The sequence below is a fragment of the Nocardioides immobilis genome (genome assembly GCF_003515065.1).
GTDB classification, from domain to species: Bacteria; Actinomycetota; Actinomycetes; order Propionibacteriales; family Nocardioidaceae; genus Nocardioides; species Nocardioides immobilis.
This window is the reverse complement of the sequence record NZ_QXGH01000042.1, coordinates 41,269-65,200: the sequence shown is the minus strand read 5'-3', so window position 1 is coordinate 65,200 and position 23,932 is coordinate 41,269. Positions and strand designations below refer to the sequence as shown.

Sequence of the window (23,932 nt, the reverse complement as noted above, 5' to 3'; positions counted from 1 at the left end):
CAAGTGGTACGGGGACGGCACCGAGATCCCCACCGATGAGGGCAAGCTCTACCTCGACTCGGTGTTGGACATGGGCTCGCGGCGCATCGTCGGGTTCGGGATCGGTGAGCACCATGACGCCGACCTGACCACCGCGGCACTGCGGATGGCGGTCGCGGTCCGCGGCGGCAAGGACAACATCGGTGCGGTGATCATGCACACCGACCAGGGCAGCGAATACACCGCGAAGAACTTCCAGGCCGCCTGTGGCCGGGTCGGAGTCACCCAGTCCATGGGCAGGGTCGGCTCGGCGCTGGACAACGCAGTCATCGAGAGCTGGCACTCCACCGTGGAGTTCGAGCTGCGTCAGCTCGAGCACTTCACCACCAAGGCCCAGGCCCGTCGACGGGTCGCGGCCTGGATCGAGGAGTACAACCACGAGCGGCGCCACTCCTCCCTCGGGATGCGTTCCCCGATCGCCTACGAGCTCGCCCTGCAAGCCGGCGAACTGGAACAGGTCAAGGAGGAGGCAGCGTGAACGACCGGATCCCGCGCACCGAGCGTGACCACGTCCTCGTCGACGTCAAGGCCAAGCCCTCCGGGTGGCCGACGGCCAGCCTTGACCCCGGCTCCGGGCGCGGCCCCCGAGCGACGAGCGGGATGCCGGCCACGAGATCACACAAAATCAGGTCTCTACGGTTTCAGGGGATTGCCGGGCCCCAACGATGATCGATCGGTTCTCAGTGACCGGAAGAACCGATGTGTCCCAGCCACGGCGGCACGGACTATGGGAACAGAAGCCCAGTGTCGTAACGCCGTGATCGAGAGGACCCACCACATGACTGTCTCCGAGCTCCTCAGTGGCCCATTGGCCGGCATGAAGGTAGTGGATGCGGACACTCACATCACCGAGCCCCCAGACATGTGGACTTCCCGCGTTGCGAAGAAGGACCAGGACCGCGTTCCGCGAAAGGTCCGAGGCGAAGACGGCAAAGACATCTGGTACTACGCCGGCGACGCCATCTTCGCCAGCCCCGCCGGGGCGGCGGCGGTGATCCGCAAGGACGGGAAGAAGCAGTCGTTCTGGGACTGGAACATCGAGGCCGGCATGCAATGGGACGAGGTCGACGAGGGAGCTTACGACATTCCGACCCGTCTTCAGCGCATGGACGAGATGTCGATCCACGCCCAGATCGTCTACCCCAACGTCGCCGGGTTCGGCGCCAACAAGCTGGCGAAGATCCCCGACCCGAGCCTCGCCCGCCTAATCGCGGAGACGTACAACACCGCAATGAGCGAGATGCAGGAGGAGTCCGGCCTGCGACTGTTCGGGATGGCCCTGCTGCCGTTCTGGGACCTCGACGCCGCGATCGCCGAGGTCGAGCGCTGTGCGGCGCTGGGCATCCGCGGAATCACGATGTGCAGCGAGCCGCACGCCGGCGGTCTGCCGTCACTGCTTGACCCGCACTGGAACCCACTGTGGGAGACCCTCACCGACACGGGCCTGGTCGTCAACTTCCACGTCGGTGCCTCCGAGTTCGGCATGGAGGCCTACTTCAAGAGCGCATGGGACGGCCAAAGCCAGTGGCGTCGGTCCCTGGTGGGCGCAACGATGATCGAGCTGCACAATGCCAAGATCCTGGCCAACCTACTGACCGCGGACCTGTTCGACCGCTATCCCGACATCCGGTGGGTCTCGGTCGAGAGCGGCATCGGCTGGATTCCCTACGTCTTGGAGCGGCTGGAGTACCAGATGCTCGAGGCCGGTAACGAGGAGCACCTGGGTAAGAGTCCCACCCAAAAGTTCCGTGACCACATGTACTCCTGCTTCTGGTTCGAAGAGACTGCCCCGAGCCGGCTACTGGACCGGATCGGGTTCGACAATGTGCTTTTCGAGACCGACTACCCGCATCCGACCTGCCTGTACCCGTCCGCGGTCGAGCACGGCATCAAGGTTCTTGAGTCCTGGGGCCCCGACGTCACGCGCAAGGTGATGAGCGAGAACTCCATCAAGCTCTACAACCTGCCCTTCTGAGCGAGGGATCGCGCAAGAAATGCACGGTCGCGCAGCCGTGGTGGGCCTGGGGGAGTCCACTTACTACCGGCCCGGCCGGTCGCCGCACTCTGCACTGCAGCTCGCCGCGACGGCGATACGCGCTGCAGTTGCCGACGCGGGGTTGGTGATGGCGGATATCGACGGCCTGGTCACTTGGCACACCCCGCTGGACACGTCGCTCCGGTCGGCCAACCTTGCCTCCTGGCTGGGATTTGGGAACCTCCGGTTCGCGGCCAACCCGACGAGCGGCGGCGGCAACCTGAGCGCCGCCGCGGTCGGTCTTGCCGATGCGGCCGTGACGGCGGGATACGCCAATAACGTGGTCGTCTACCGGTCCCTGAACCAGGGAGAAAAGCGCTACGGGCGGTCCCTCGACGAGGAAGTGGTCAGCGACGAGAACGCCTACCGCACGCCATTCGGCCTGGGCGCACCTGCAGCATTCAACGCCGTACTGTCGACCAAGTACATGCATGATCACGGCGTGCGCCAGGATGCGCTGGCAGAGATCGCGCTGGCCTCGTATGCACACGCCCAGAACAACCCGCGCGCAATCATGTACGGCAAACCATTGACCCGCGAGCAATACCACGCATCGCGGTGGATCGCCGAGCCCTTCCACCTCTACGACTGCTGCCAGGAGAGCGACGGGGCGTGCGCAATGGTGGTCACGTCGAGTGAGCGCGCCGCAGACGCACCCCAGCATCCTGCCTTCATTCAGGCCAGCGCCAACGGCATGGTTCCCGACGGCGGGCTCTGGGGGTTCAACGATGGCGCGTTCCCCAGTGGCCGCTACCGGCCGGTCGGGGAAGAGCTGTGGCAGCGGGCGGGAGTTCGGCCCACAGACATCGACGTCGCCCAGTTCTACGAGAACTTCACCGGCACGACGATGATGGCGATCGCTGACCTTGGGTTCTGCGAACCGGGCGAACTCAACGACTTCCTCGCCGACGGTCGCCTGCGAGCCCCCGACGGCGGACTGCCGATCAACACCAGCGGAGGCAATCTGGCAGAGGCCTACATCCACGGGTTGCAGTTGGTGAACGAAGCCGTGCGCCAAGTCCGCAACGAATCGGTCAACCAGGTGCCCCACGTCGAGCTCAGCCTGTCCGTCGCTGGCCCCGGCACGCCACCGGGCTCCACCGTTCTCTTCTCTAGGTCACGCCCATGAAGTCGCAGCGCTACTTGCCCGACGCCCTCCCGGTGCCCGAGGTCAACGACGTCAATCGCGCGTTCTTCACCAGCGGCGAGATACGGATCCAGACATGTCAGGCCTGCGGCTCCGTACAGCATCCGCCCCTCGAACTGTGCTGCACCTGCGGGGGATTCGCGTTCGACTACATTGCGGGGCAGAGCTCAGGAACGGTGTGCAGCTATACCATCGTCCACCACCCGACCCACTCTGCCCTGGCCGATGCAGTTCCCTACAACGTCGTGATCGTGGAGCTGGATCAGCCACCCGGGGTGCGCGTGATCGGCAACCTGGTAGGCGGCATCGAGAACAGAGCGGAGATCGGGCAGCGGGTGGTGGCAGGATGGACCACCCCGATCGAGCGGGAGGGCCAGGCCCCGGTGCAACTGCTCCAGTGGCACCCCATCTAGCCTGAACTGCCCTGCTGGCGACGCCTGAAGATTACTGGGACGCAACAGGCGCGATCTCACGCTCGGTCGAGCCGGAGACCTGGCCGCCTCCGCGCGAATATGACCTCGAGTCTCCGAGACCTCGGGCGGGCTGGGGGCTATCGCCGGTGGTTGCCGCGACCTTATCGCGTACCCCCAGGGGCGCCCGAATCGCTCGTCCGATCGCCCATCGACCAGGTCAATCTGGTCACCGTCGCTCTGCCCGCTTGCGAGTGTTCCAGGCAACGACGGGTCGATGTGAGCCGTTGCAACAACCCGATCCCAGTGCTTGTGGGAAGTCGGCAGGCACCAAGCCTGATCGGGAAGCTGCTCCGGGCCTTCGCCGCCGGGGGAGGGTTGCGACTGGGCGTGCTTCAACGATATCGGGCCGGGATGTCGAGCAACGGCACCACTGGTCCGGCTGATCTCCTCCAGGCGTGGACAGCGAGCGCTCAAGGTCGGGCGATGCGCGTTTTCGCCGCGGAGGGTTCGGTCGGGGGCGGTAGACATCGCGAGGACAGTCAGCTTTCCCGCACGAACGCGCGACCTTCGTCACGGGTCAAGTAGAGGTCGAGGTTGACGGTGGGACGGCGTCTGCCTCGGCCAACTCTGTGCGATCGGGTGCAGATCCGTGGCCGGTGATCGATTGCGCATCGGCGGTGGACAGTCGCTTGAGCTCCTTGAACAGCTCGCGCGAATTGGCGAGCTCGTTTTCGTAGTTCCGGCGGCAATAGCGCATCACTGCCCGGTGCCAGGCCGTCCGGCCGGTCAGAATCCGGAGATCGCCGGCCTCGTCGGGGTCGTAGGCCTCCAAGGCGAGCAACCTGTCTTTGAACCGCCGGTCCAACCCTTCCATCTGCTCCCTGAGGTCATCTAGTTCGGCGGCGATGGATTCGATGTGGTCCTCGAGCGATTGCAGGACGGCCGGTGAGTCGTTTGCCCGGCGGCCGAGCCACATTCGCAGGATCACCGCGTTCTTGACCACCAGCGGTTCGGCTTCTGGGCGTTCCGCCCATTCGGCCAGCGCGTCGGCGCCCTTCGCCGTGAGTGTGTAGCGGAGCGTCCGCTGCACTCGTCCCCGGTGCACGACCTCCGCGTCGACGTATCCGAGGTCGTCGAGTCGATTGAGTTCGCGTCGGATGTGGCTCAATGCGGGCGCCCAGTAGAAGTGCCGAATCTGCTGATGTGCGCGTTCCTGCAGCTCCACGGCAGCGGACCCCTCGGTCGTGGAGAGCAGGCCTAGGGTCGCGTAGCCCGTGAGAGGAAGGCGGTCGACCTTCCCGTTGGCCGATGCGACTGCCGTCTGTCGGGCGCGACGGGCGCCGACTGGACGCCCAGCCTGCTTATCAGCGGCCATGGGTGCAGACTACTCGGGCGCGTGATCAGCGTTGAGAGCGGCGAACCCGGCGCCACGACGATTTGCTCTGAGACTATTAGTCTCGCCGGTCCGGGTGGGGACGGCGAAGAGCGACGGAACAGAAGGGCACGAGGGGTGCGAACTTCACCGGCGGAAGGGACCGGTGGAGATCGACGGCGTGGACGGACCGCGGGCGGCTGTGGGCGTGAGAACGCCGTGCGGCTTGCTCGCTCTTGCGTGTACGTGGGTGAGCTTCCTCGGTCTGACAGCGCCGCTACGGGGCGGCACGTGGCCGCTATGCCCATCACCCGCGCGCGGCATCGGGATCCGCTGCGTCCGATGACCGGAACTAGATCTTCTCTCGATGAGCGGGAACCTGGGCGAACCTCACCGCCGGATGGTCTTGGATAGTCAGAGCTCGATCCGTCGGTCGCTGTCCGCTGCGCTGGACGATCGTGGCGAAAGGATGGGGTGTTGGACTTTCAGGAGCGAGCCGCGATTATCGTCGCGGTCTCCGACGTACTCGCCCGGCTGACGCATGCCGCCGACCTCGGCACGCTGGAGGAGTACGCCGCGCTGCTGACCGAGGATTTCGTCTGGGAGATGCCGGACATGCCGGTGGTCGGCCTGCCGGCGCAGGTCCGGCGCGGGCGCGAGGGCGCGGTGATCGGTGCTCGGGAGCGTCGGGATGCCGCGATCCAGGGGCCAGGGACGGGCACCTTCCATGTGATCACTAACATCTCGGTGATGCCTGGTCGGAACGAGTCGACCGCGACCACTTATTGGCACTTCTACACCGGAGCAGGAGGCGATCCGGCGCTGAGGGCCCAAGGCATCTACCGGGACCGGTTCGTCCTCGTGGACGGTGAGTGGCTGATCGCGCGCCGCCAACTCGTCCGGCCCTAGGGTGTCGTCCCCCAGGGCGGCCAGGCGGGCGCCGAGACGCTCAGCTGACAACGCTGCTGCTGGCTTCCCGGGTGACGATGATGTGGGTCGCGACGCGGTCCATGAACCGCTCCGCGTCTTCTGTGATCTCCTGTCAGTGATGGCGTCTGCGCCGCGCGCATCAGCATCTCGGCCAGTGCCGCAGCGCTTCTGAACTCAATCACCGTCGTGACTCGTCCCCCCGGGGGCGCCGTTTGGCGGTGGCGGGCTTATCGACCTGGGCGTCATTGCGGGTGTAATTGGCGAACAGGTCGCCGAAATGACGCGGGATCAAGGGCGCGTGATGGGTCTCTTAGTACGCCTTGAACTCGGCGGGGGTCACGTCGGAGCACCGACGGACGAGCGCGATTATCCGCGGCAGCGTGATGAGGGCTCGTTCACGACACATCCTGTCGATGCCGGGTATCCGGTGAGTGGTATCCGAGTGTCGAGACTAGTAGTACCAGACCTAGTGTCGCAGCCATGAAGGCAGCGAATCTCGCGGATGTTCGGGTGGTGGAGTACGCCGACGAGCAGGCCGAGTACTGCGGGCTCGTTCTCGCCGGGCTGGGTGCCGAGGTGGTCAAGGTTGAGCCGCCCGACGGTAGCCCGAGCCGTCGGATCGGCCCCTTCCTGGACGAGCCCGATCCGGAAAGGTCTCTGCACTTCTGGAACTACAACCGCGGCAAGCGCTCGGTGGCGCTGGAACTGGGTAGTGACTCCGGCGCGGCTGCGCTGCGTGAGATGTTGGCCAACGCTGACGTTTTCCTCGACTCCAGTCTGCCCGCGGAACAGAGTGAACGCCGACGCTTCGGTATCGACACCGAGACGTTGGCCCGCGACTTCCCGCGCCTGATTATCGCGCGGATGACACCATTCGGCGAGGCCGGACCGTGGTGCGACTACAAGGGCTCTGACCTGGTGCACTTGGCCCTCGGGGGGCCGGTGATGAACTGCGGATACTCACCTCAACCGGACGGCACCTATGATCTGCCGCCGGTCGCGCCCCAACTCTGGCACGCCTACCACATCGCGAGCGAGCAGTTGCTCATTTCCATCATGGGCGCTCTGGTCTACCGCCAGCAGTCCGGTGTCGGGCAGGTGGTTTCGTGTTCGGTCCACGAGGCGGTCGCGAAGAACACCGAGCTGGACCTGATGAACTGGGTGATGCGGCACGCGACGTTGAATCGGCAGACCAACTTCCACGCCGGTGAGCGGCTCACCACGGGCACCAACCTGCTGCACACCAAGGATGGCCGCTGGTTCATCATCATCCTCATCGCGCGCGACGACCGGTCCAACCTGATCGGCTTCCTAGAGAAGTACGGCATGGCCGCTGACTTGGTCCGCAGCGCTGAGACCGGGAAAGGACAAGGCCGCGCGATCCCGGGCAGCGAGGCCTCCACAGAGGACGTGAATCACCTGATCGAGGTGACGCAGAGGCTGTTCCGCCGCTTCACCTACGAGACCGCTCCATGGCAGGAGGCCCAGGCCGCTGGCGTCGTCTGCGTTCCGCTGCGAAAGCCGGAGGAGAACCTGCGTGATCCGCACTGGGTCGAGCGGCAGACCTTTGCGGAGGTGGAGCACCCCGAGCTCGACTGCTCGTTCACCTATGTCGCGAGCAAGTGGCTCTCCACCGAGACCTCCTGGGAGGTTGGTCGGCGCGCGCCGCTGCTCAACGAGGACGCCGGAGCTATCGAGCCGTTCCTCGAGATCCGTGATGTGGTTCCGCCGGTGACGTCCTGGCACCGCGGGCGGTCCTCGGTTCACGGAAAGCCGATGGCGCTTGATGGGATCCGGATCCTGGACTTCACATGGTTCCTTGCCTCGGCCGGTGGCACGCGATTCCTCTCGGCGCTGGGCGCGGAGTGCATCAAGGTCGAGTGGGCCGCTGCTCCCGATACCCGGCTCGGTGCGATGGCCCCCGTCGGTGGGCGCCAGGCTCGGCGCAAGGCCACCGGGCCGCTCGAGGGAGTAACCGACAGCGACATGGGCGGACAGTTCAACAACAAGAATGCTGGCAAGCGGGGAATGTCTCTGAACGTTCGCCATCCCGACGGCCTCGAGATCGCCCGCAAGTTGGTCGCGATCTCCGACATCGTGGCCGAGGGTTTCTCACCGGGGGTCATGGATCGGTGGGGTCTGGGCTATAACGAACTCCGGGCCATCAAGCCGGACATCATCTACGCCCAGCAGTCCGGGATGGGCACAACGGGTACCTACGGGCGGTTCCGGGCGGTCGGACCGGTTGCCGCTGCGCTTTCCGGGATGTCGGAGATGTCCGGCCTCCCCGAGCCAGCGATGCCGGCCGGATGGGGATACTCCTACCTTGATTGGATCGGCGCCTACAGCTTCTCGGTGGCGATGATGTCGGCGATCCTTCATCGCGACCGGACCGGTCGGGGCCAGTGGATCGACGCCTCTCAGACCGAGACCGGGATCTTCCTGGCCGGTGTTCCCATCCTCGCTCACTCCGCGATCGGCACTAGCTGGGAGCGGACCGGCAACCGATCGCCGTGCAAGCCTGCAGCGCCGCATGGGATCTACCCCTGCGCAGGTACTGACCGGTGGCTTGCGGTGAGCTGCTTCGCCGAGGAGGACTGGAAGAACCTCACGGCAGTCGCCGAGCGACCCGGGTGGCTGGCCGACCCGCGTTTCGCGACCTTAGAGGACCGGATCACCCACCAGGAAGCGTTGGACGCCGCGCTCACCTCCTGGACGCGTGAGCACGATCGCTACGAGCTAATGCGTCGGCTGCAGGCGGCGGGGGTGGCTGCCGGCGTGTGTCAGACCGCTGAGGACCGGTGTGACGTAGACCCGCAGCTGGCGGACCTGAACTGGCTGACCGAGGTGACGGGCACCAAGATCGGCACCTGGCCGATTGCCGAGGTCCCCGGGACGATGACCAAGACACCGACGCATATCGGCGGGGCCATTGACCGCGGCGCGCCCTGCTACGGCGAGGACAACGAGTGGGTGCTTGGCGAGCTGCTCGGCTACTCGACTTCGCAGATCAAGCGACTGCAGGACGAGGGCGTGGTCTGAGGGATGTCGCTGGTCGGCCGCGACGAGCGGGCGAGCCCGCCGCGGGGACCCGAGACGCGTTCGAGGCGGTCCTCGAACTTGGTCATCGGGGTACTCGCCTCGACCGGGATCGTCGTCTCACTGCAGTCCAGTATCGTCATCCCGCTGCTACCAGAGTTGCCCCAGTTGCTGAAAACCGATTCGTCCAGCGCATCCTGGCTGGTCACGGCAACGTTGTTGAGCGGCGCGGTGGCTACCCCAATCTTGTCCCGCCTCGCCGACATGTTCGGCAAGAAGCGGATGATCCTCGTGGCGCTTGGCGCCATGGTGATTGGCTCCGCTGTGGGCGCCGTGGGCGAGGACCTCGGCCTCCTGATCTTGGCTCGTGCGTTGGAGGGCGTCGGCATGGCTGCGATCCCGGTCGGGATCGCGATGATGCGCGACGAGCTCCCCAAGGAGAAGGTCCCCCTCGGCATTGCATTGATGAGCGCCACCATGGCGATCGGCGCAGGGGTCGGACTGCCGGTCTGCGGCCTGATCGTCGAGCACCTCGACTGGCACTCGATCTTCTGGCTGACCGGTGCCGCCAGTTTGCTCACCTTCGCGGTCGTGGCACGGGTGCTCGAGGAGTCCCCGATCCGGACCGGCGGTGTCTTCGACATCAAGGGTGCGGCGTTGCTTTCGGCGGCTTTGTCTGCCGCGCTGATCGCGCTGTCCAAGGGTAGCCACTGGGGGTGGTTGTCTGGACGCACCCTGGGATTGGTGGTGTTCGCCTGCATCATGTTTGCTGTTTGGGTGCCACTCGAACTGCGGGTGCGCAATCCCGTGGTGGACGTCCGCACCGCAGCCTGCCGTCCGGTTCTCCTGGTCAATGCGATCGCGTTCTTCAGCGGGTTCGCGATGTACATCAACATGCTGGTCTCGACTCAACTGTTGCAGCTGCCTGAGGACTCGGGCTTCGGTTTCGGGCTCAGTGTTCAGGAAGCGGGCTTGATGATGGCGCCCAATGCCCTGGCATTCGGCCTTCTCGCGCCGGTCTCGGCCTGGATGATGCGTCGGTGGAACCCGCGCATCACCCTTACCGTGGGGACCGGGCTGATGTCTGTTGTGTATGCCGTCCGGATGGTGGCGAGTGAAGAAATCTGGCTGGTCGTGCTCGGGTCGATCTTGGTGGCCGGCTCCACCTCGATCGCGTACGCCGCGATGCCGGCGTTGATCATGCGCCTCGTGCCGGCCACCGAGTCGGCGGCGGCGAACGGCCTCAACACACTGATGCGCTCGATCGGGACCTCAGCGTCCAGCGCCACAGCTGCCGCCGCGGCCTCCCTCGGCGTAACGCACGCAGTTGGCAACTACCCGACGTTCGGGTCATTGATCGCACTGTTCGGCCTTTCGGCGCTCTTGGCCGGCGCGGCCTGCCTGTTGTCGATCCCGCTCTACCGCCTCGTGCGAGACAGCGAGGAGCAGTCCGATCTGGTTCGCGTTGCCAACGGCGCCCTCGTCCGGGGGCAGGTGATCTCCTCCGGCGGGCGACCGGTGCAGAACGCGGTCGCCACCGTGCTGGATGCAGAGGGGACTCAGGTCGACTGGGCGCAGGTGGATTCCACCGGTGAGGTCGCCGCCTCCGTGGCAGGACCTGGCCGGTATCTCCTGGTCGTCGCTGCCGAAGGCTGGACACCGCGTTCGCTGTGGATAGTTCTGGTCGATGAGACGCATGTCGGCTCTGTCGTGCTGCCCGAACGCCTCATGGTCTCGGGCGCAGTCATCCGCCCGGACCGGGGACCTGCGGAGGACGCGCTAGTGGTCGTGACGCTGCTGACCGGCGACGCCGTCTATTCCATCCGCACGGCGAGTGACGGGACTTTCGAGCTCCCCCTCCCGCCGAACGGTCGGTACGTCGTCACCGCCTCCGCCGGTCAGTCGACGGCCTCGGTGGCGCTGGACGTCTGGGGCGGGACGAAGTTTCTGGAACTCCACGTCGGCGGATCGCGCCCTGTCGCGGCACATCCGTGAGCGGCCGTCCAACATCATTCCACGTGCAACCCATCGGAGAGGGAACAACTATGCAGAGCCGCGGAGCTATCGTCGTCGGTGCCGGTCCCCGGATCGGGGCCGCGCTCGCGCTACGGCTGGCCGAGGAGGGCTACGACGTCGGGCTCGTCGGCCTTGACACCGGTGTGATGGACGAACTGGTCGCCCGGATCGGCGAGGTCGGCCGGTCGGCATTCGCCGCGGTTGCCGACGTTGCCGACTCCGATGCCCTAGCCGCGGCGGTTCAGGACCTGGCAGCCTCCCTGGGCTCGGTCGAGTTGCTCCACTTCAATCCGAGTTGGTGGCGGTCGAAGAGTCCGTTGTCCCTGACGCCACAGGAGCTCGCCGCGGATGTCTCGTTCGGCGTGGGTGGCCTCCTCGTCGCACTCCAGGCGGCCCTACCTACGATGCGCGCAGGATCACGGATCACCGCGACAGGCAGCGTGGCGGCGGATGCCCCGAATGTGGTGGCCGCCAGCCTGGGTGTGCAGAAGGCGGGATTGCGCAACCTGGTGCAGAGTATCGACCTTTGTCTGGCCGGTGACGGCATCCGCGCGGCCTCGGTCACCGTTGATGGCGTGGTCCAGGACGAGGGCGTCTTTTCGCCGGAGGCGATCGCGGAAGCGATCACCCAGGTGGCCGGTCGGGACGAGGACGCATGGACGCCGCACGTGCGTCACCCATGAGCATGCAGCGGGCATCGCCCTGCCAGCTTCAGGGGTGCTGCTACGAGTTGGCAGGCGGTCAACCTAACGGCGGCATTCGGCGTTCACGCGGATCCGGTGATCGGCGGCAAGGACAAACTAATAGTCTGAGAGTGCCGCTCTTCGCGCTCCTATCGGCTGGAATCAATTTCAGCGGCGGGGGTCACAAACTGCGAATCTGGTGTTACCGTCGTCACAAGAATCATTTCTAGTGCCAGGCACGGGAGGCGCGGGATGTCAGTGGCATTGACTCATGATGGAGTTGAAGCGGCGCAGCCAGCGATGGCTCCGTCCTCAATGTTGGAGCGGGTCACCGCGATACTGGACCTGTTCGATCACGCTGGGCGTCGGCTACCGCTCGAGGAGATCTCTCGCCGAACGGGCCTGCCTCGTTCATCGGCACACCGGATCCTTGAGCACATGATCTTGCTCGGTTGGGCGTGCCGGGCGGATGCGGGCTACGGCCTCGGCAGTCGTGCCCGCGGCCTCGGCAGGCTTACCGGAGACTCGAGCCGCCTGCGTACCGCGGCGACACCGGTGCTGCAGGAGTTGACGGTCTCGACCGGCCTCGTAGCGCAACTGGGCGTGCTCGAGGGGGCGAACGTCGTCTTCCTGGACAAGCTTGGGGGCCGACAGGCCCTTGCCGTGCCGAACCGTGTAGGCGGCCGCGCCCCGGCCGTGGAGACGGCGTTGGGGCTGGCCATGCTCGCCTGCCTGAACCCGGAGCAGGTCGACGCGCAGCTCACCGGCGGAGTTCGTGCAGCGACTCCGGTGGCCGACGGCTACGCCCATCTCCACGCCGAACTCGGTCGGGTGCGGCAGCGGAAGGGTGTCGCTATCGAACGCGGCGCCGGCGTGCCGGGGTTTGCTTCGGTGGCCGCCGCTCTGCACAGCGCCGACGGTCCGGTTGCCGCCATCTCCCTGGTGACGCACGCCGGCGACGCCCTCGAGCGGATCGTGCCGCTGGTTGCGGACGCTGCGCGACGGATATCCCGCGAACTCGTCCGACTGCCTCGTCCCGCCAAGGTGCACCATGTCCGTGCCTGCCCGTTGAAGGCAGGCTGACACGCTATCGCTGGCGGTTGCAGAGCCCGGCGGTCCACGCCGGGGACGGTGCCGGCCCTCAACACGAACGTCCGATCGGAGAGTGCACGGTGGCCAGACTTCCACTGGGACGTGAGCCTGCACAGGCTCAGAACCTAGAGCAGGCCGAGCGGCGGCAGCGCGTCTTAGAGGTCGCTGCACAGCTTGGTGATCGGGACGGCTTCGAGCATGTGCAGATGACCGAGATCGCCAAGGCCTCGGGCGTCGCGGTTGGCACCCTCTACCGCTACTTCCCGTCGAAGGCGAAGCTCTTTGAGATCTTGCTGTACGAACACTTGTGGCATTTCGCGGCTTCCTGGGAGGTGAGGGATCACGCCGATCCCATCGCGGACATCGGTGAGCACATGGTGATGTTGACCCGCCGTATCCTGGCTAGACCGCGTCTTGCGGTGGCGATGATCCAATGCGCGAACACCGCCTACTTTTCCTATTCCGAGGCCGAGATTGCGCAGCAGCAGCATCCCCTGATCACCAGGATCCTGGAGGTCTCGGGACATCACGACGACGTCGATAGTCACCACGATCGTGCACAGCTGGTTGTCTACGCGTGGTGGTCGGTCCTGATCGCCATCGCGAACAACGCGACCAGCGTCGAGCGGGGTGAGGCGCAGATCAAGATGGCGGTGCGCCTGATCCTCGGTCCTTGCCGGTGCGGACAGGACGATCAGTTGGGCTCGGTGACCTGAAGCCGCTGCTCGGTCACTGACAACCGTCGTGTGGCGGGGCCGTCCGGTTCAGATCCAGCCGCCCATCAGCGTCCACGTGTGACGCGCGTCGGTCGCGTCGGCGTCGATATTGAAAGTGCCGCGGAAGAAGACCAGAGGGCGGCGCCCGTCGGTCATTCGCTCGAGCGCGACGACCCGCCCGATCACGATGTCGTGGTCACCCTCTTCGTGAACGGCGCTGACGTCGGCGTGGATGCGAGCCAGGACGCCCTGCAGTGCGGGAGTTTCCCAGGCCGACCATTCCCAGTCGAGTGCGTCGAACTTACTTCCCGCCTTCGACCCGAAGGCCCAACAGACGTCCTGCTGATGCTCTCCGAGGACGTTGACGCAGAACCGGCCGAACGGTCGTAGGTTCGGCCAGGTCCTGCTCCCACGGTCGACACAGAACATCACAAGCGCCGGTTCTAGCGAGACCGACGAGAACGATTGGCAGGCGAAGCCAAGAGGCGCGTCCTGCGTGCCGCCTGTTATGACGGTGACTCCGCTGGCGAACTCCGCGAGCGTCTTGCGGTAGTCGAGTGCGTTGTTTGCCGACTGCTCGGTACTCGGCATGGGATTCTCAGGGGCCACAGTCACGTCCTGACGGTAGGCAGGCGGCAGCCCACCATCCGCATGGATCCCGATGGCCGGGACCGGGACGGCGTTGCCGCGCCGGGCTAGCCGCCGTCACCAGCGGTCGCGGTGGCGCCGGGGCGTCGGCCGAAGAAGCTGCCATTGCCCAACCAACAGCCGCTCGCGTAGCCGCGGCTGGCGAGCCCGGGCGTCGTGCGCCCGGCCGCGTAGAGCCCGGGGACCGGGTCGCCGTCGACATCCGTGGCCCGCCGCCCAACGGGAAGCCCGAGGCCTGGCCGCTGGTGCAGACCGCGGAGTCGCTCGGCGGGTCGTTGCGACGCCGCCTGGAGCGCCTCGTCGACGAATCCAGCGGCGCGGTGGTCAGCGTCGCGGCGACCGTCTACGGCCAGTAGAGCGCGCGCGGTGCCTTGTGCCGCAATGGATCCGCACCCCGGGCAGCGGGTGCATATTGTAGGTCTCGACGGTGTGCGCGAGTTCGCCCGAAGGGATTCCGGCCTCCGCCTCCAACTCGGGCAGGTCGCGGGAGCCCAGCACGGCCGCGGGGTGGACCGTCCGCCGCCTTCTCGGCGGCGTGTTCGTCCGTCACCAGGAACGCCTGGCTGCCGTGGTGCTGCATCAGTGCGTCGCCAATCCGACTGGGGTAGATGTCCTCGTTGATGACGGCATTGAGGTCCGACCAACACGCCGCGGGCCATCAGACCCTGGATCGGAAGGCACGACCGCCTCGCACGATCCACTTGGGCGACGTCCGCGCCGAGCCACTGCGCGGCCGGGATCTCCTGCCCGTCGTGTTCCTCGCTCGGCGACCTCGGACGCCCGCTGAGCTCCGGAAAGCGCTGCTCAACCATCGTCGCGTTCTGGGCGAACTCGCCCGGGGCCAGGACCACCCTGAGGCGGGCACCATCACCTCCGTTATCCGGCCTGCTCGGCGTGTACATCAGTATGAAAGCGCCGCCGCATCTCTCAGTGCGCTTGTCGAGCATCTGGGGGACGTGCTCTCGCGGCGCGGGCGGCATCAGCTCGGCGAACGGATGGGCGTTCTCGCTGCCGGAGTACGTCAGCCCCTCGCCGCCGGGTGGCTCCCAGGCGGGCTGGTCGTGGAAGGCGGCGCGGAAGGGGACGCCGCACTTCGCCAGCTAACCGCAGTGGTCGACACTCCTCTCGGAGTAGGAGGCGATCCTGTCGCGATTGGCGGCCGGCGCCCACCGCCGCCGTCAGGAAGGTGAACGTCGTTTTCGGGGGTGTCGTCGAACCCGCAGGCGCGTTGCAGCGCGGTGCCGCCACTGAGGTATATGAAGCCGCCCACCATGGCCGCGGCAGGGGCCCCTACCGAGGCGCGCTCCAATACCAGGACGTCCGCCCCAACTGTCGGCCGCGACGGCGGCGGCCGCGCCAGCGACGCGATACCCGACCATCAGGACGTCGGGCATCCATGCGGTTGGTTAACGACGCGGGCTCGGCCAGGGTAGCGGCCGGGCCGAGCCACGGACGGGCTGGCGGGGCTTTGCGGAGGTGCTCCTTCGGCGTTGGTCGAACGACGCTATTCAGAAGCGAGCGCGGCGACAAACCTCTTCCTGCTCAGTGGAATCCTGGCCGAGAGCGCCCCGAGAGTCGACCTAGTCTCGGGCGCCGTCGCCGGTGGAGCGACGACGCCGTTGACCAATCGCGGTCCGGCCCGAAAGCACCTGCACAGGAGGAGCACGCGATGTCCGCGTCACGCGCAATCGATGTCCCACGAGCCTTGCCCGCCGAGGTGGACGTCATCGTCGTCGGCTCGGGGGCGGCGGCACTGACCGGAGCGTTCGCCGCCGCGAACTCGGGACTCTGCGTCCTGGTTCTGGAGAAGTCCTCCTACCTCGGTGGGACGTGCGCCTACTCCGGTGGCGCGATGTGGCTTCCCGGGAACCACATCCTCGAGCGTGACGGCGTCGAGGACGACGTCGAGACTGGCCTGACCTACTTCCGCGCCACCGTCGGCGACCGCACGCCGCGCGATCTTCAGGAGGCCTACGTCCGGACCGGACCGGAGATGGTCGCCTTCCTCGCCGACGAGGCCGGTTTCCTTGCCGACAAGATGTCGTTCCCCGACTACTTCGAGGCCCCCGGACGAGCGAAGCCAACCGGTCGCGCGATTGGGCCGACCCCGATCCCGTCGGCGCGCCTCGGCGCCGCCCTCGACGTGCTGCGGCCCACCGCCGCCGCCGACAAGTTCGGCCGCGACGTTGCGCGAGCCGAACTGCACGGCGGCCAGTCGCTGATTGCGCAGCTGCTGTTGGCGCTTGATGGGTGTGCCGACGTCGATATCCGCATCGAGTGCCCGATGGATTCCCTCGTGTATGAAAACGGGCGCGTGTGCGGCGTGCGGGCCGGGCGCGCGGAGATCGTCGCCCGTCTCGGTGTGATTGTCGCCGCCGGCGGCTACGACGCCGACGACGCGCGACGCCGAAGCCTACAGGGCATCGCCGGTGGTGGCGCCGCCTCAACACCAGTCGGCATCAACACCGGCGACGCCCTTGACGCATTTACGGCCGTCGGTGCGGACATCGACCTGCTCGAGGAAGCCTGGTGGGCGCCCGGGATCGTGATGCCGACCGGCCGGGCCACCTTCTTGCCGATCGTGCAGGGCGGCATCTTCGTAGGCACCGACGGCCGTCGTTTCGCTGACGAGTCGCTGCCGTACGACCGGTTGGGGCACGAGTTGTTGGAGCAGGTCCACCGCCTCGGCGCCGACGCCACTTTCTGGTGGGTCTTCGACTCCCGGGACGCAGGAGCGCCTGGGATCTGTGAGCCGCCGCTGGTCCTGGAGGAGTTCACCGCAGACTCGGAGTGGTTCCACACCGCTGAAACCGTCAAGGAACTCGCCGGCAAGCTCGGCATCGACGCCGACACCCTGGCCGCAACCGTCGAACGCTTCAACAAAGGCGCGGCCGATGGCCGCGACGACGACTTCGGGCGGGGCATCGACGACTTCGGCCGCTTTTTCGGCACCGGGAACGGTTCGAACCCGGCCCTGATCCCGCTGGAGATCGGCCCGTTCCGCGCGATGCGCCTAGTCCTCAGCGACCTCGGCACCAAGGGTGGCGCCCGGATCGGCACCGACGGTGAGGTGCTGCGTCCCGACGGCCAGCCCATTCCCGGGCTTTACGCCGCCGGCGGGTCGGCCGCGTCGGTCGCCGGACACGTGTACCCCGGCCCCGGCACACCGCTCGGCTCCGGCATGGTCTTCGCCTACCGTGCCGCCAAGGCGATGGCACGTGCTCGGGGCGGCGCGCGGACTCCCGAGGTGGCCACTCGCTGACCAGCTCTGCGCGTACAAGGCCACGCCGTCCCTGCTCCCGGACGGCGTTGCCTCGTTCGTCGCCTGGGAGACCCAGGACAACCTCTTCTCACTGATCGGAAGTGGAGCAGAACCGGAAGCTCGAGGCTCCTACCTTGAACGGCGCGAGCGTGAGCCACGTCACCTCGTACCGACTGCGCTGAATAACGACGGAGGCCATCATGACGGCAACGCAGGAACCCGAGGTTCGCACCATCGAGTCGGCGGCCCCGCCGGTCCGCTTCGCTCGCGGATGGCACTGCATCGGACTCGCCGAGTCCTTCCGCGACGGCAAACCGCACGGCATCGAGGCGTTCGGCACCAAGCTCGTCGTGTTCACCGACTCCGAGGGCGAGTTGAAGGTCCTCGACAGTTACTGCCGGCACATGGGAGGTGATCTCTCCCAGGGCACGACCAAGGGCGACGAGGTCGCCTGCCCCTTCCACGACTGGCGCTGGGGCGGCGACGGCAAGTGCAAGAGAATCCCCTACGCCAAGCGAGTCCCGATGCGTGCGCGCACCCGCACCTGGCAGACCTTGGAGCGCAACGACCAGCTATTCGTGTGGCATGACCCGCAGGGCAACCCTCCTCCGGAGGACGTGACGATCCCCGAGATCCGCGGATTCAACGAAGGGACCTGGACAGACTGGTCGTGGAACTCCGTCCTGATCGAGAACTCTCACTGCCGCGAGATCGTGGACAACGTGGTCGACATGGCGCACTTCTTTTACGTGCACTACGCGTTTCCCGTCTACTTCCGCAACGTCTTCGAGGGCCACATCGCCACCCAGTACTCGCAAACCAAGGCCCGCGCGGACGCCGACATCTACACCTCCGGTGAGGCAGGCGGACCAACCGGTCCGGGAAGCGCCGAAGCGACCTACTTCGGTCCGTCTTACATGATCGACTACGAGACTACCCCGATGGTTTTCGGCGATGTCCAGGCCGTGCTGATCAACTGCCATTACCCGGTGTCACCGACCTCCTTCCAGCTGCAGTGGGGTATCAGCGTTAAGCACCCCGAGGGGTTCACCGAGGACCAGGCAAACGAGATGGCCGCGGGCTTCGCGGGCGGCGTCGAGACCGGGTTCCTCCAGGACATCGAGATCTGGCGCAACAAGGCGAAGATCGACAACCCGTTGCTCTGCGACGAGGACGGACCCGTCTACCAGCTGCGCCGGTGGTACGAGCAGTTCTACGTGGATGTCGAGGACGTGACGCCGGAGATGGTGCAGCGCTTCGAGTACGAGATCGACGTCGAGCGTGCCAACGAGATCTGGGAGAAGGAAGTCGAGGAGAACCTCGCCGCCGGCCGGACGGTGGTCACCGCTCCCGGGAACAAGTGACCATCTAGTCGTGGAGCCGCGGCAGCGCGGCTCCACGAAAAGGACAAGTTGCGGAGAAAACCGTGGAACCTGTGACCTGCCGGACGTGCGAGAGCCGCGTCCTCGCCCAGAAGAACACCCTTGCCCATACCGCTATCCAGTGGGGTGACTCCAGCCGTTGCGTCGAATTCGCGATGGCCGGCGGCGTGATGGAGCGGGCCATGAACCGGTCGTGCCGTGAACTGCGCGCCTCCATCGACGATGCGGTGCGCTCGGGGGAACTGCCTGTCGGACCTCCGGACGACCGGGTCGCGCAGGACACCCAGCCCGTGCGCTTCGACGCCCAACCCGTCCGACACGGCTGAGGAACCCTCTCCCGATCAGTGAAAACGCAGCAGATCGAGGCGCACGCGGTTCCTATGGTCGTGCTCTAGAGCACGCCGCAGCGGCGTTGAACTTCCTGAGGAGAACAAATGGTCCACGAGGTTGTGCAGAAGGTCCGGGAGCTCGGACCCAAGTTCGCGGCTGCGGCAGCCGAGACCGAGCGACTCGGACGACTGTCGGACCAGTCAGTGGCGCTGATCCGTGAGGCCGGCGTGATGAGGATGCTCCAGCCGGAGGACTTCGGCGGCTACGCCGCCCACCCTGCCGACTTCGCCCAGGCCGTTCTGGAGGTCGCAAAGAACTGCGGTGCGTCGGGCTGGGTGTGCGGTGTTGGCGGGGTCCACCCCTGGGAGATGGCCCTGTGCGACAGCCGGGTGCAGAAGGAGGTCTGGGGCGAGGACCCGACGACTTGGATCGCCTCGCCCTACATGGCTGGCGGTGTCGCGGTGCCCACCGAGGGCGGCTACATCATGTCCGGGAACTGGCAGTTCTCCTCGGGCACCGATCACTGCCAGTGGATCTTCCTCGGGGCGATGGTCGGCGACGAGAACGGTCAGCCGTTGATGCCGCCCAGGGTCATGCACGTGATTCTGCCGCGCAAGGACTACACGATCGTGGAGGACTCTTGGAATGTCGTCGGACTCCAGGGAACCGGTTCCAAGGACATCGTGGTCAAGGACGCGTTCATCCCGTCGTACCGGACGATCGACGCCAACGAGGTCGCCGAGGGAGAGGTCGCCGCCGAGCGCGCCGGCCGGTCAGAGACGCTCTACCGCCTGCCGTTCTGGGCGATGTTCCCGCTGGGCATCACCTCCGCCGTGATCGGCATCTGCGAGGGTCTGCTCGCGGAGCACTACAAGTACCAGTCTGAGCGCACCATGGCCAATGGCGTGAAGGTCAAGGACGACCCGTATACCCTGCACGCCATCTCCGAGGCCGCCGCCGAGATCGCCGCCTCGCGGGCACACCTCCTCGACGGCATTAACCGCGCCTACGAGACCGCCGCCTCGGGCGAGGTGGTGACCTTCGAGCAGCGCGCCCTGATCCGCCGCAACCAGGTGCGGGCCGCCTGGCGGGCCGTGATGGCGGCCGATCAGATCTTTGCCCGCTCCGGCGGCAACGCCCTGCGCACCGACAACCCGATGCAGCGGTCCTGGCGCGACGCGCACGCGGGGCTCAACCACGCCATTCACGTCACCGGCGGTGCGTATCACGCAGCGGCGCTGACCGAGATGGGCGTCGACCCAGCCCCGCCGCTACGCATCCTGATTTGAGGACTGCGATGACGACCCTCGCCGAGGAACCCACCCGCGAGTCCACCAGCCGTGTGCTCAACGACCCACGCCCGATGCATTACCACCGAGCCGGAGCAGGCGACGGGCTCCTCCTCCTGCACGGCTCCGGTCCCGGCGTGTCCGGATGGGCCAACTTCGGCGGAAATCTCGCGACGTTCGCCGCACGCTATGACGTCCTGATCCCTGACCTCCCGGGATTCGGAGCGAGCTACCGCCCCGATCTCCCGACGCCGTACTTCGCGGTCGCCGTCGAGGCCGTGGTCCGAGTGCTCGACGCGGCCGGCCTGGACAAGGTTGCCGTTCTCGGCAACTCGCTGGGCGGGGGAGTCGCCACCCAGCTGACCCTGGATCACCCGGACCGGGTGTCCAGCCTCGTTCTGATGGGACCGGGCGGGGTCTCACCGGCCCTGCTCCAGCCGCTCCCCACCGAGGGGATCAAGCTGCTCATCGCCTTCTGCGAGGACCCGACGCGCGAGCGGCTGACCACGTGGATGCGCTCTATGGTGGGCAACCAGTCCTTCCTGACCGACGAGCTTGTGGAGCAACGGTGGGCAGCGGCGTCGGCTCCGGGCGGCGTCGACTTCATCCGCGACTTCATGCGGATGGCGATGGCTCCGGACGAACCGGCGCCGGGCACGCCGATCTGGGCACGACTGCACGAGATCGCCGCTCCCACCCTGCTCACCTACGGCAGGGACGACCGGGTCACCCCGTTGGAGGGTGCGTTGCATCCATTGCGCAACATCCGCAACGCCGAATTGCACGTCTTCCCGCACTGCGGACACTGGGCGATGCAGGAACGCAAGAACGCCTTCGAGCGCGTGGTCCTTGACTTCCTCGACCGCGTGTCCACCACACTGAACGGAGACCGAAATGCCTGACATCTGCGCGCTGGGTTACGTGCGCGTCCGCGTCACTGACATGGACCGCTGGCGCGTCTTCGCCGGCGAGGAGATCGGATTCGCCTTTGGCCAGGGCCCCGAGGAGGGGGCGCTCTACCTGCGCATCGACGAGCGCCCCGCTCGGATCATCCTGCTGCCCGGCGAGGAGGACCACGTCGAGGCTGTCGGCTTTGAAGTCGCCGACGCCGCCGGCCTAGCGACCGTCCGTGAGGCCGTCGAGGGCGCCGGCATCGGCACCAAGCCGCTGGACCAAGACGAATTGGACATCCGCCGGGTTGAGAACGCGATCGCATTCGAGGCGCCGGGGGGCGCGCCGATCGAGGTATTCCACGGAGCCGCGCTGGACCACTCGCCTGTGGCGGCGCCGTACGGCAACCGGTTCGTCGCGGGTCGCCTCGGCCTCGGCCACGTGGTGCTGCCGACCACCGACATCGAAAACACCTTCCACTTCTTCAACACCACACTCGGGTTCTTCAACCGGGGCTCCTTCCGGCTGCCGGAGATGCCGGGCGACCCGGTGCGGATGAGGTTCATGGGAGTCAACCCCCGTCACCACAGCCTCGCGATCTTCCCGTCGCCCGAAAGCGAGGGCCCCGGAATCCTGCACATCATGGTCGAGGTGGAGACCCTCGACGACGTTGGTCGAGCACTGGACCGGGTAATCGCCAACGGCTCGCACATCACGGTCACCCTAGGCCGGCACACCAACGACAAGATGGTGTCGTTCTACGTCCGGACACCGGGCGGCTGGGACCTCGAGGTCGGCTGTCAGGGCTATCTGGTGGACCAAGACTCCTATTCGGCCGAGGAGATCACTGCCGACAGTTATTGGGGCCACGCCTGGCGCGCGCGCCCACAACCATGACATCTCGGGAGACCTCCGCATGACTCGTCGTCTCCGGCGTTGCGGCGCTGCTGTCGGTACTTCGCTCCTCCTCCTCCTCCTCCTCCTCCTCCTCCTCCTCGCCACGCCTATTCAGTTGGGGTGGACTCGATAAGACCAGCGCGGCCCCTAGGCCGACTCCGGCTGCGTATGGCGTACTCTTCGTCCGCCACGCCGAAGCCAGTCCGCCCAACGGTCCTCTGTCACAACACGGCCTCGAGCTGGATTGCTGCCCTGGCTGAGCTCCTCCACGACCAATCGGTCAACGCCGTCTACACGAGCATGCTGCTTCGTGCGTTCCAAACCGGGGCTGCACTGGCCACCGACCACGCCCTGCCCGTCGTTACAGACGAACGCATCAACGAGGTCACCGTCGACCCAACCGGCGTGCCGCGCGAAAAGATCAACACAACCATTGGGGATAGGCTCCGGCAATGGCTCGCGGGACAAAACCGCGCAGGGCTTTGGCGCGGAGAGCTTCAACGACGTCCATCTGCACATTCCGGCGTCTTGACGACGGCGACACCGACTCCGACGACACCTACTCCTCGGGGCCCCCCGCTCAGCCCTGATCAGCCGAGTTCGGTTGCAAGGAGTACAACGAGCATTCCGCCTTAGCCTTAGCGGGAACGAAACGATGGCTCCATCGCGGCGCATCAATTGCCGACTCGAGGGAACGTCGTGGGTGATGCTTCGCCCTAGCGGAAGGGCCGACCCGTTCTACAGCGTCGGACACCTCGCCTTGGGAACCTTCCTGCGTTCGTTCCGCCCACGAACCCGTGTGTCAACGCCGGTCGAAAATTGACCCCTTTTCGCCGGGCGGGTTCGGCGCTCCGGGATCAGTTTTCAACCGGCGCTGACACCGCGCAGCAGTCCGCTGCGATCGTTGGCCTTCCTGGTCCGACTTTGGAGGTGGTGTCGGGCTCGTGACCGGTGCTGACGCCAGCGAAGGGATCGCGGTCGGCGATGTCGATGACATGCTCTGGGAGCTGTACGGGGACGCGGCGAACGGCTACTTCGGGTTGCGGTGCTTGAGTATCCAGCTCGCGACTGTGTTGTCGCCTCTGGCAGCGCTTAGGTTTGCTCGGCCCATTGCGGCGCTGCAACGTCGCCCGACGCCGGCGCCGGCCGGTGACTCCGACCATCGGCACAGCTTGCACCGCGGGCGTGACAGGCAGGTTGAAGTGCCGGGCCGAATGGCGACGTGTGCGTGGGAAACCCCGCATCATTGCGGACGCCTGGACGCCGATCAACTGACCGACGCGATCTGTAGGTGACCAAGCAACACGCTGGGTCGCTGGGTCACCGAAGTCGGGTTCGCCGAAGTGTGGTTCGTCGCGCTCACCTCTCCCGCTGCAAGTGAGCCTGTGCCGCGACGGGGGCATCGTGCGTCGCGCAACCAACTCCACCCCTCAACCCGGTCGAGCCCGACAACGCCACCGCGACCTCGCGCCCGTCGTGCACGTCATCGCGGAGCCAACAGGCGGACCGCGAGCCCCAGTCGGTTCGCCAGGTGCTCGTCAAGGTCCCTGCGCCGAAGGGCCTCCGCCCGAAGCGGCCTGGGTCGCGTCGGCAGTGCCGCGTTCAATCTCGCCCGCACCGTCGTCGTGGCCGACGTCATGGCCGCGACGGTGGGCCTGGGTCAGCGCCGGTTGACAGCTTGGGCTTAAGACCGCAACATCGCCACCGGAACCGAGCCACCACCCGACGCTTCGGCCTGCACCTCCTGTGGC

General features: G+C 66.5%; 21 protein-coding genes. 19 read left to right on the top strand and 2 right to left on the bottom strand.

Annotated features, from left to right (window positions below):
• The 4 genes from D0Z08_RS28635 to D0Z08_RS28620 all read left to right on the top strand — a co-directional run.
• Positions 1-517: IS3 family transposase (locus D0Z08_RS28635; protein ID WP_118928701.1), on the top strand; the 517-nt coding region annotated here is incomplete at its 5' end.
• A 300-nt stretch (positions 518-817) separates the two neighbouring features.
• Complete coding sequence (locus tag D0Z08_RS28630) at positions 818-2,014, top strand: amidohydrolase family protein (RefSeq protein ID WP_182481553.1); 1,197 nt, start codon at positions 818-820, stop codon at positions 2,012-2,014.
• A gap of 19 nt (positions 2,015-2,033) precedes the next feature.
• On the top strand, positions 2,034-3,203 hold the full coding sequence (locus tag D0Z08_RS28625) for a thiolase C-terminal domain-containing protein (RefSeq protein ID WP_147381569.1): 1,170 nt from the start codon (positions 2,034-2,036) through the stop codon (positions 3,201-3,203).
• Positions 3,200-3,634, top strand: coding sequence for a Zn-ribbon domain-containing OB-fold protein (locus D0Z08_RS28620; RefSeq protein WP_118928698.1), 435 nt, complete (start codon positions 3,200-3,202; stop codon positions 3,632-3,634). The genes D0Z08_RS28625 and D0Z08_RS28620 overlap by 4 nt, the downstream gene beginning before the upstream one ends.
• Positions 3,635-4,211: 577 nt before the next feature.
• Here D0Z08_RS28620 and D0Z08_RS28615 read toward each other — a convergent pair.
• The gene (locus tag D0Z08_RS28615; RefSeq protein ID WP_118928697.1) at positions 4,212-5,009 is read right to left on the bottom strand and encodes a PadR family transcriptional regulator; all 798 of its coding nucleotides are present in this window, start codon (positions 5,007-5,009) and stop codon (positions 4,212-4,214) included.
• Between the two features lie 474 nt (positions 5,010-5,483).
• Between D0Z08_RS28615 and D0Z08_RS28610 the strand changes: the two genes are divergently transcribed.
• The 6 genes from D0Z08_RS28610 to D0Z08_RS28585 all read left to right on the top strand — a co-directional run bounded on the left by D0Z08_RS28610 (position 5,484) and on the right by D0Z08_RS28585 (position 13,482).
• Positions 5,484-5,915 carry a nuclear transport factor 2 family protein gene (locus D0Z08_RS28610; protein ID WP_182481552.1) on the top strand — a complete coding sequence of 144 codons (432 nt, stop codon included), beginning with the start codon at positions 5,484-5,486 and terminating at the stop codon, positions 5,913-5,915.
• A gap of 501 nt (positions 5,916-6,416) precedes the next feature.
• On the top strand, positions 6,417-8,978 hold the full coding sequence (locus D0Z08_RS28605; RefSeq protein WP_118928695.1) for a CaiB/BaiF CoA-transferase family protein: 2,562 nt from the start codon (positions 6,417-6,419) through the stop codon (positions 8,976-8,978).
• A gap of 3 nt (positions 8,979-8,981) precedes the next feature.
• Positions 8,982-10,970: an MFS transporter gene (locus D0Z08_RS28600; protein WP_118928694.1), complete on the top strand. Its 1,989-nt coding sequence runs from the start codon at positions 8,982-8,984 to the stop codon at positions 10,968-10,970.
• 50 nt (positions 10,971-11,020) lie between these two features.
• A complete protein-coding gene (locus D0Z08_RS28595) occupies positions 11,021-11,674 on the top strand; it encodes an SDR family oxidoreductase (protein WP_118928693.1) in 654 nt (217 codons plus the stop codon).
• Between the two features lie 252 nt (positions 11,675-11,926).
• Positions 11,927-12,757 carry an IclR family transcriptional regulator gene (locus D0Z08_RS28590; RefSeq protein WP_118928692.1) on the top strand — a complete coding sequence of 277 codons (831 nt, stop codon included), beginning with the start codon at positions 11,927-11,929 and terminating at the stop codon, positions 12,755-12,757.
• A gap of 89 nt (positions 12,758-12,846) precedes the next feature.
• Positions 12,847-13,482 carry a TetR/AcrR family transcriptional regulator gene (locus tag D0Z08_RS28585; protein WP_182481551.1) on the top strand — a complete coding sequence of 212 codons (636 nt, stop codon included), beginning with the start codon at positions 12,847-12,849 and terminating at the stop codon, positions 13,480-13,482.
• A 48-nt stretch (positions 13,483-13,530) separates the two neighbouring features.
• Here the strand turns inward: D0Z08_RS28585 and D0Z08_RS28580 are convergent, their stop codons facing one another.
• Positions 13,531-14,097, bottom strand: a complete 567-nt coding sequence (locus D0Z08_RS28580; protein ID WP_220454425.1) for a flavin reductase family protein — start codon at positions 14,095-14,097, stop codon at positions 13,531-13,533.
• Positions 14,098-15,060: 963 nt separating this feature from the next.
• On the opposite strand from D0Z08_RS28580, the gene D0Z08_RS32430 reads away from it, so the two are divergent.
• The 9 genes from D0Z08_RS32430 (at position 15,061) to D0Z08_RS28535 (ending at position 23,476) form a co-directional block, all read left to right on the top strand.
• A complete protein-coding gene (locus D0Z08_RS32430) occupies positions 15,061-15,234 on the top strand; it encodes a hypothetical protein (RefSeq protein WP_182481550.1) in 174 nt (57 codons plus the stop codon).
• 565 nt (positions 15,235-15,799) lie between these two features.
• Positions 15,800-17,392, top strand: coding sequence for an FAD-binding protein (locus D0Z08_RS28570; protein WP_118928689.1), 1,593 nt, complete (start codon positions 15,800-15,802; stop codon positions 17,390-17,392).
• 200 nt (positions 17,393-17,592) lie between these two features.
• Entirely contained in the window at positions 17,593-18,756 is a 1,164-nt protein-coding gene (locus tag D0Z08_RS28565) for a 3-ketosteroid-9-alpha-monooxygenase, oxygenase component (protein ID WP_118928688.1), read from the top strand.
• 62 nt (positions 18,757-18,818) lie between these two features.
• Positions 18,819-19,100: a hypothetical protein gene (locus tag D0Z08_RS28560; RefSeq protein ID WP_147381568.1), complete on the top strand. Its 282-nt coding sequence runs from the start codon at positions 18,819-18,821 to the stop codon at positions 19,098-19,100.
• 108 nt (positions 19,101-19,208) lie between these two features.
• Positions 19,209-20,393, top strand: a complete 1,185-nt coding sequence (locus D0Z08_RS28555; protein WP_118928686.1) for an acyl-CoA dehydrogenase family protein — start codon at positions 19,209-19,211, stop codon at positions 20,391-20,393.
• 8 nt (positions 20,394-20,401) lie between these two features.
• On the top strand, positions 20,402-21,295 hold the full coding sequence (locus D0Z08_RS28550) for an alpha/beta fold hydrolase (RefSeq protein ID WP_118928685.1): 894 nt from the start codon (positions 20,402-20,404) through the stop codon (positions 21,293-21,295).
• Positions 21,288-22,181, top strand: a complete 894-nt coding sequence (locus D0Z08_RS28545) for a VOC family protein (protein ID WP_118928684.1) — start codon at positions 21,288-21,290, stop codon at positions 22,179-22,181. Before D0Z08_RS28550 ends, D0Z08_RS28545 begins: the two co-directional genes overlap by 8 nt.
• A gap of 168 nt (positions 22,182-22,349) precedes the next feature.
• Positions 22,350-22,817, top strand: coding sequence for a histidine phosphatase family protein (locus D0Z08_RS33795; RefSeq protein WP_118928683.1), 468 nt, complete (start codon positions 22,350-22,352; stop codon positions 22,815-22,817).
• Positions 22,818-23,125: 308 nt separating this feature from the next.
• The gene (locus D0Z08_RS28535) at positions 23,126-23,476 is read left to right on the top strand and encodes a hypothetical protein (protein WP_118928682.1); all 351 of its coding nucleotides are present in this window, start codon (positions 23,126-23,128) and stop codon (positions 23,474-23,476) included.
• Positions 23,477-23,932 lie beyond the last annotated feature (456 nt).

Excerpts from the sequence above, each read along its gene's own strand:
- D0Z08_RS28605 (WP_118928695.1), top strand. The coding sequence starts at position 6,417 with ATGAAGGCAGCGAATCTCGCGGATGTTCGGGTGGTGGAGTACGCCGAC.
- D0Z08_RS28590 (WP_118928692.1), top strand. The coding sequence starts at position 11,927 with ATGTCAGTGGCATTGACTCATGATGGAGTTGAAGCGGCGCAGCCAGCG.
- D0Z08_RS28595 (WP_118928693.1), top strand. The coding sequence starts at position 11,021 with ATGCAGAGCCGCGGAGCTATCGTCGTCGGTGCCGGTCCCCGGATCGGG.
- D0Z08_RS33795 (WP_118928683.1), top strand. The coding sequence starts at position 22,350 with ATGGCGTACTCTTCGTCCGCCACGCCGAAGCCAGTCCGCCCAACGGTC.
- D0Z08_RS28600 (WP_118928694.1), top strand. The coding sequence starts at position 8,982 with ATGTCGCTGGTCGGCCGCGACGAGCGGGCGAGCCCGCCGCGGGGACCC.
- D0Z08_RS28565 (WP_118928688.1), top strand. The coding sequence starts at position 17,593 with ATGACGGCAACGCAGGAACCCGAGGTTCGCACCATCGAGTCGGCGGCC.
- D0Z08_RS28615 (WP_118928697.1), bottom strand. The coding sequence starts at position 5,009 with ATGGCCGCTGATAAGCAGGCTGGGCGTCCAGTCGGCGCCCGTCGCGCC.
- D0Z08_RS28630 (WP_182481553.1), top strand. The coding sequence starts at position 818 with ATGACTGTCTCCGAGCTCCTCAGTGGCCCATTGGCCGGCATGAAGGTA.
- D0Z08_RS28555 (WP_118928686.1), top strand. The coding sequence starts at position 19,209 with ATGGTCCACGAGGTTGTGCAGAAGGTCCGGGAGCTCGGACCCAAGTTC.
- D0Z08_RS28570 (WP_118928689.1), top strand. The coding sequence starts at position 15,800 with ATGTCCGCGTCACGCGCAATCGATGTCCCACGAGCCTTGCCCGCCGAG.
- D0Z08_RS28625 (WP_147381569.1), top strand. The coding sequence starts at position 2,034 with ATGCACGGTCGCGCAGCCGTGGTGGGCCTGGGGGAGTCCACTTACTAC.
- D0Z08_RS28545 (WP_118928684.1), top strand. The coding sequence starts at position 21,288 with ATGCCTGACATCTGCGCGCTGGGTTACGTGCGCGTCCGCGTCACTGAC.
- D0Z08_RS28620 (WP_118928698.1), top strand. The coding sequence starts at position 3,200 with ATGAAGTCGCAGCGCTACTTGCCCGACGCCCTCCCGGTGCCCGAGGTC.
- D0Z08_RS28550 (WP_118928685.1), top strand. The coding sequence starts at position 20,402 with ATGACGACCCTCGCCGAGGAACCCACCCGCGAGTCCACCAGCCGTGTG.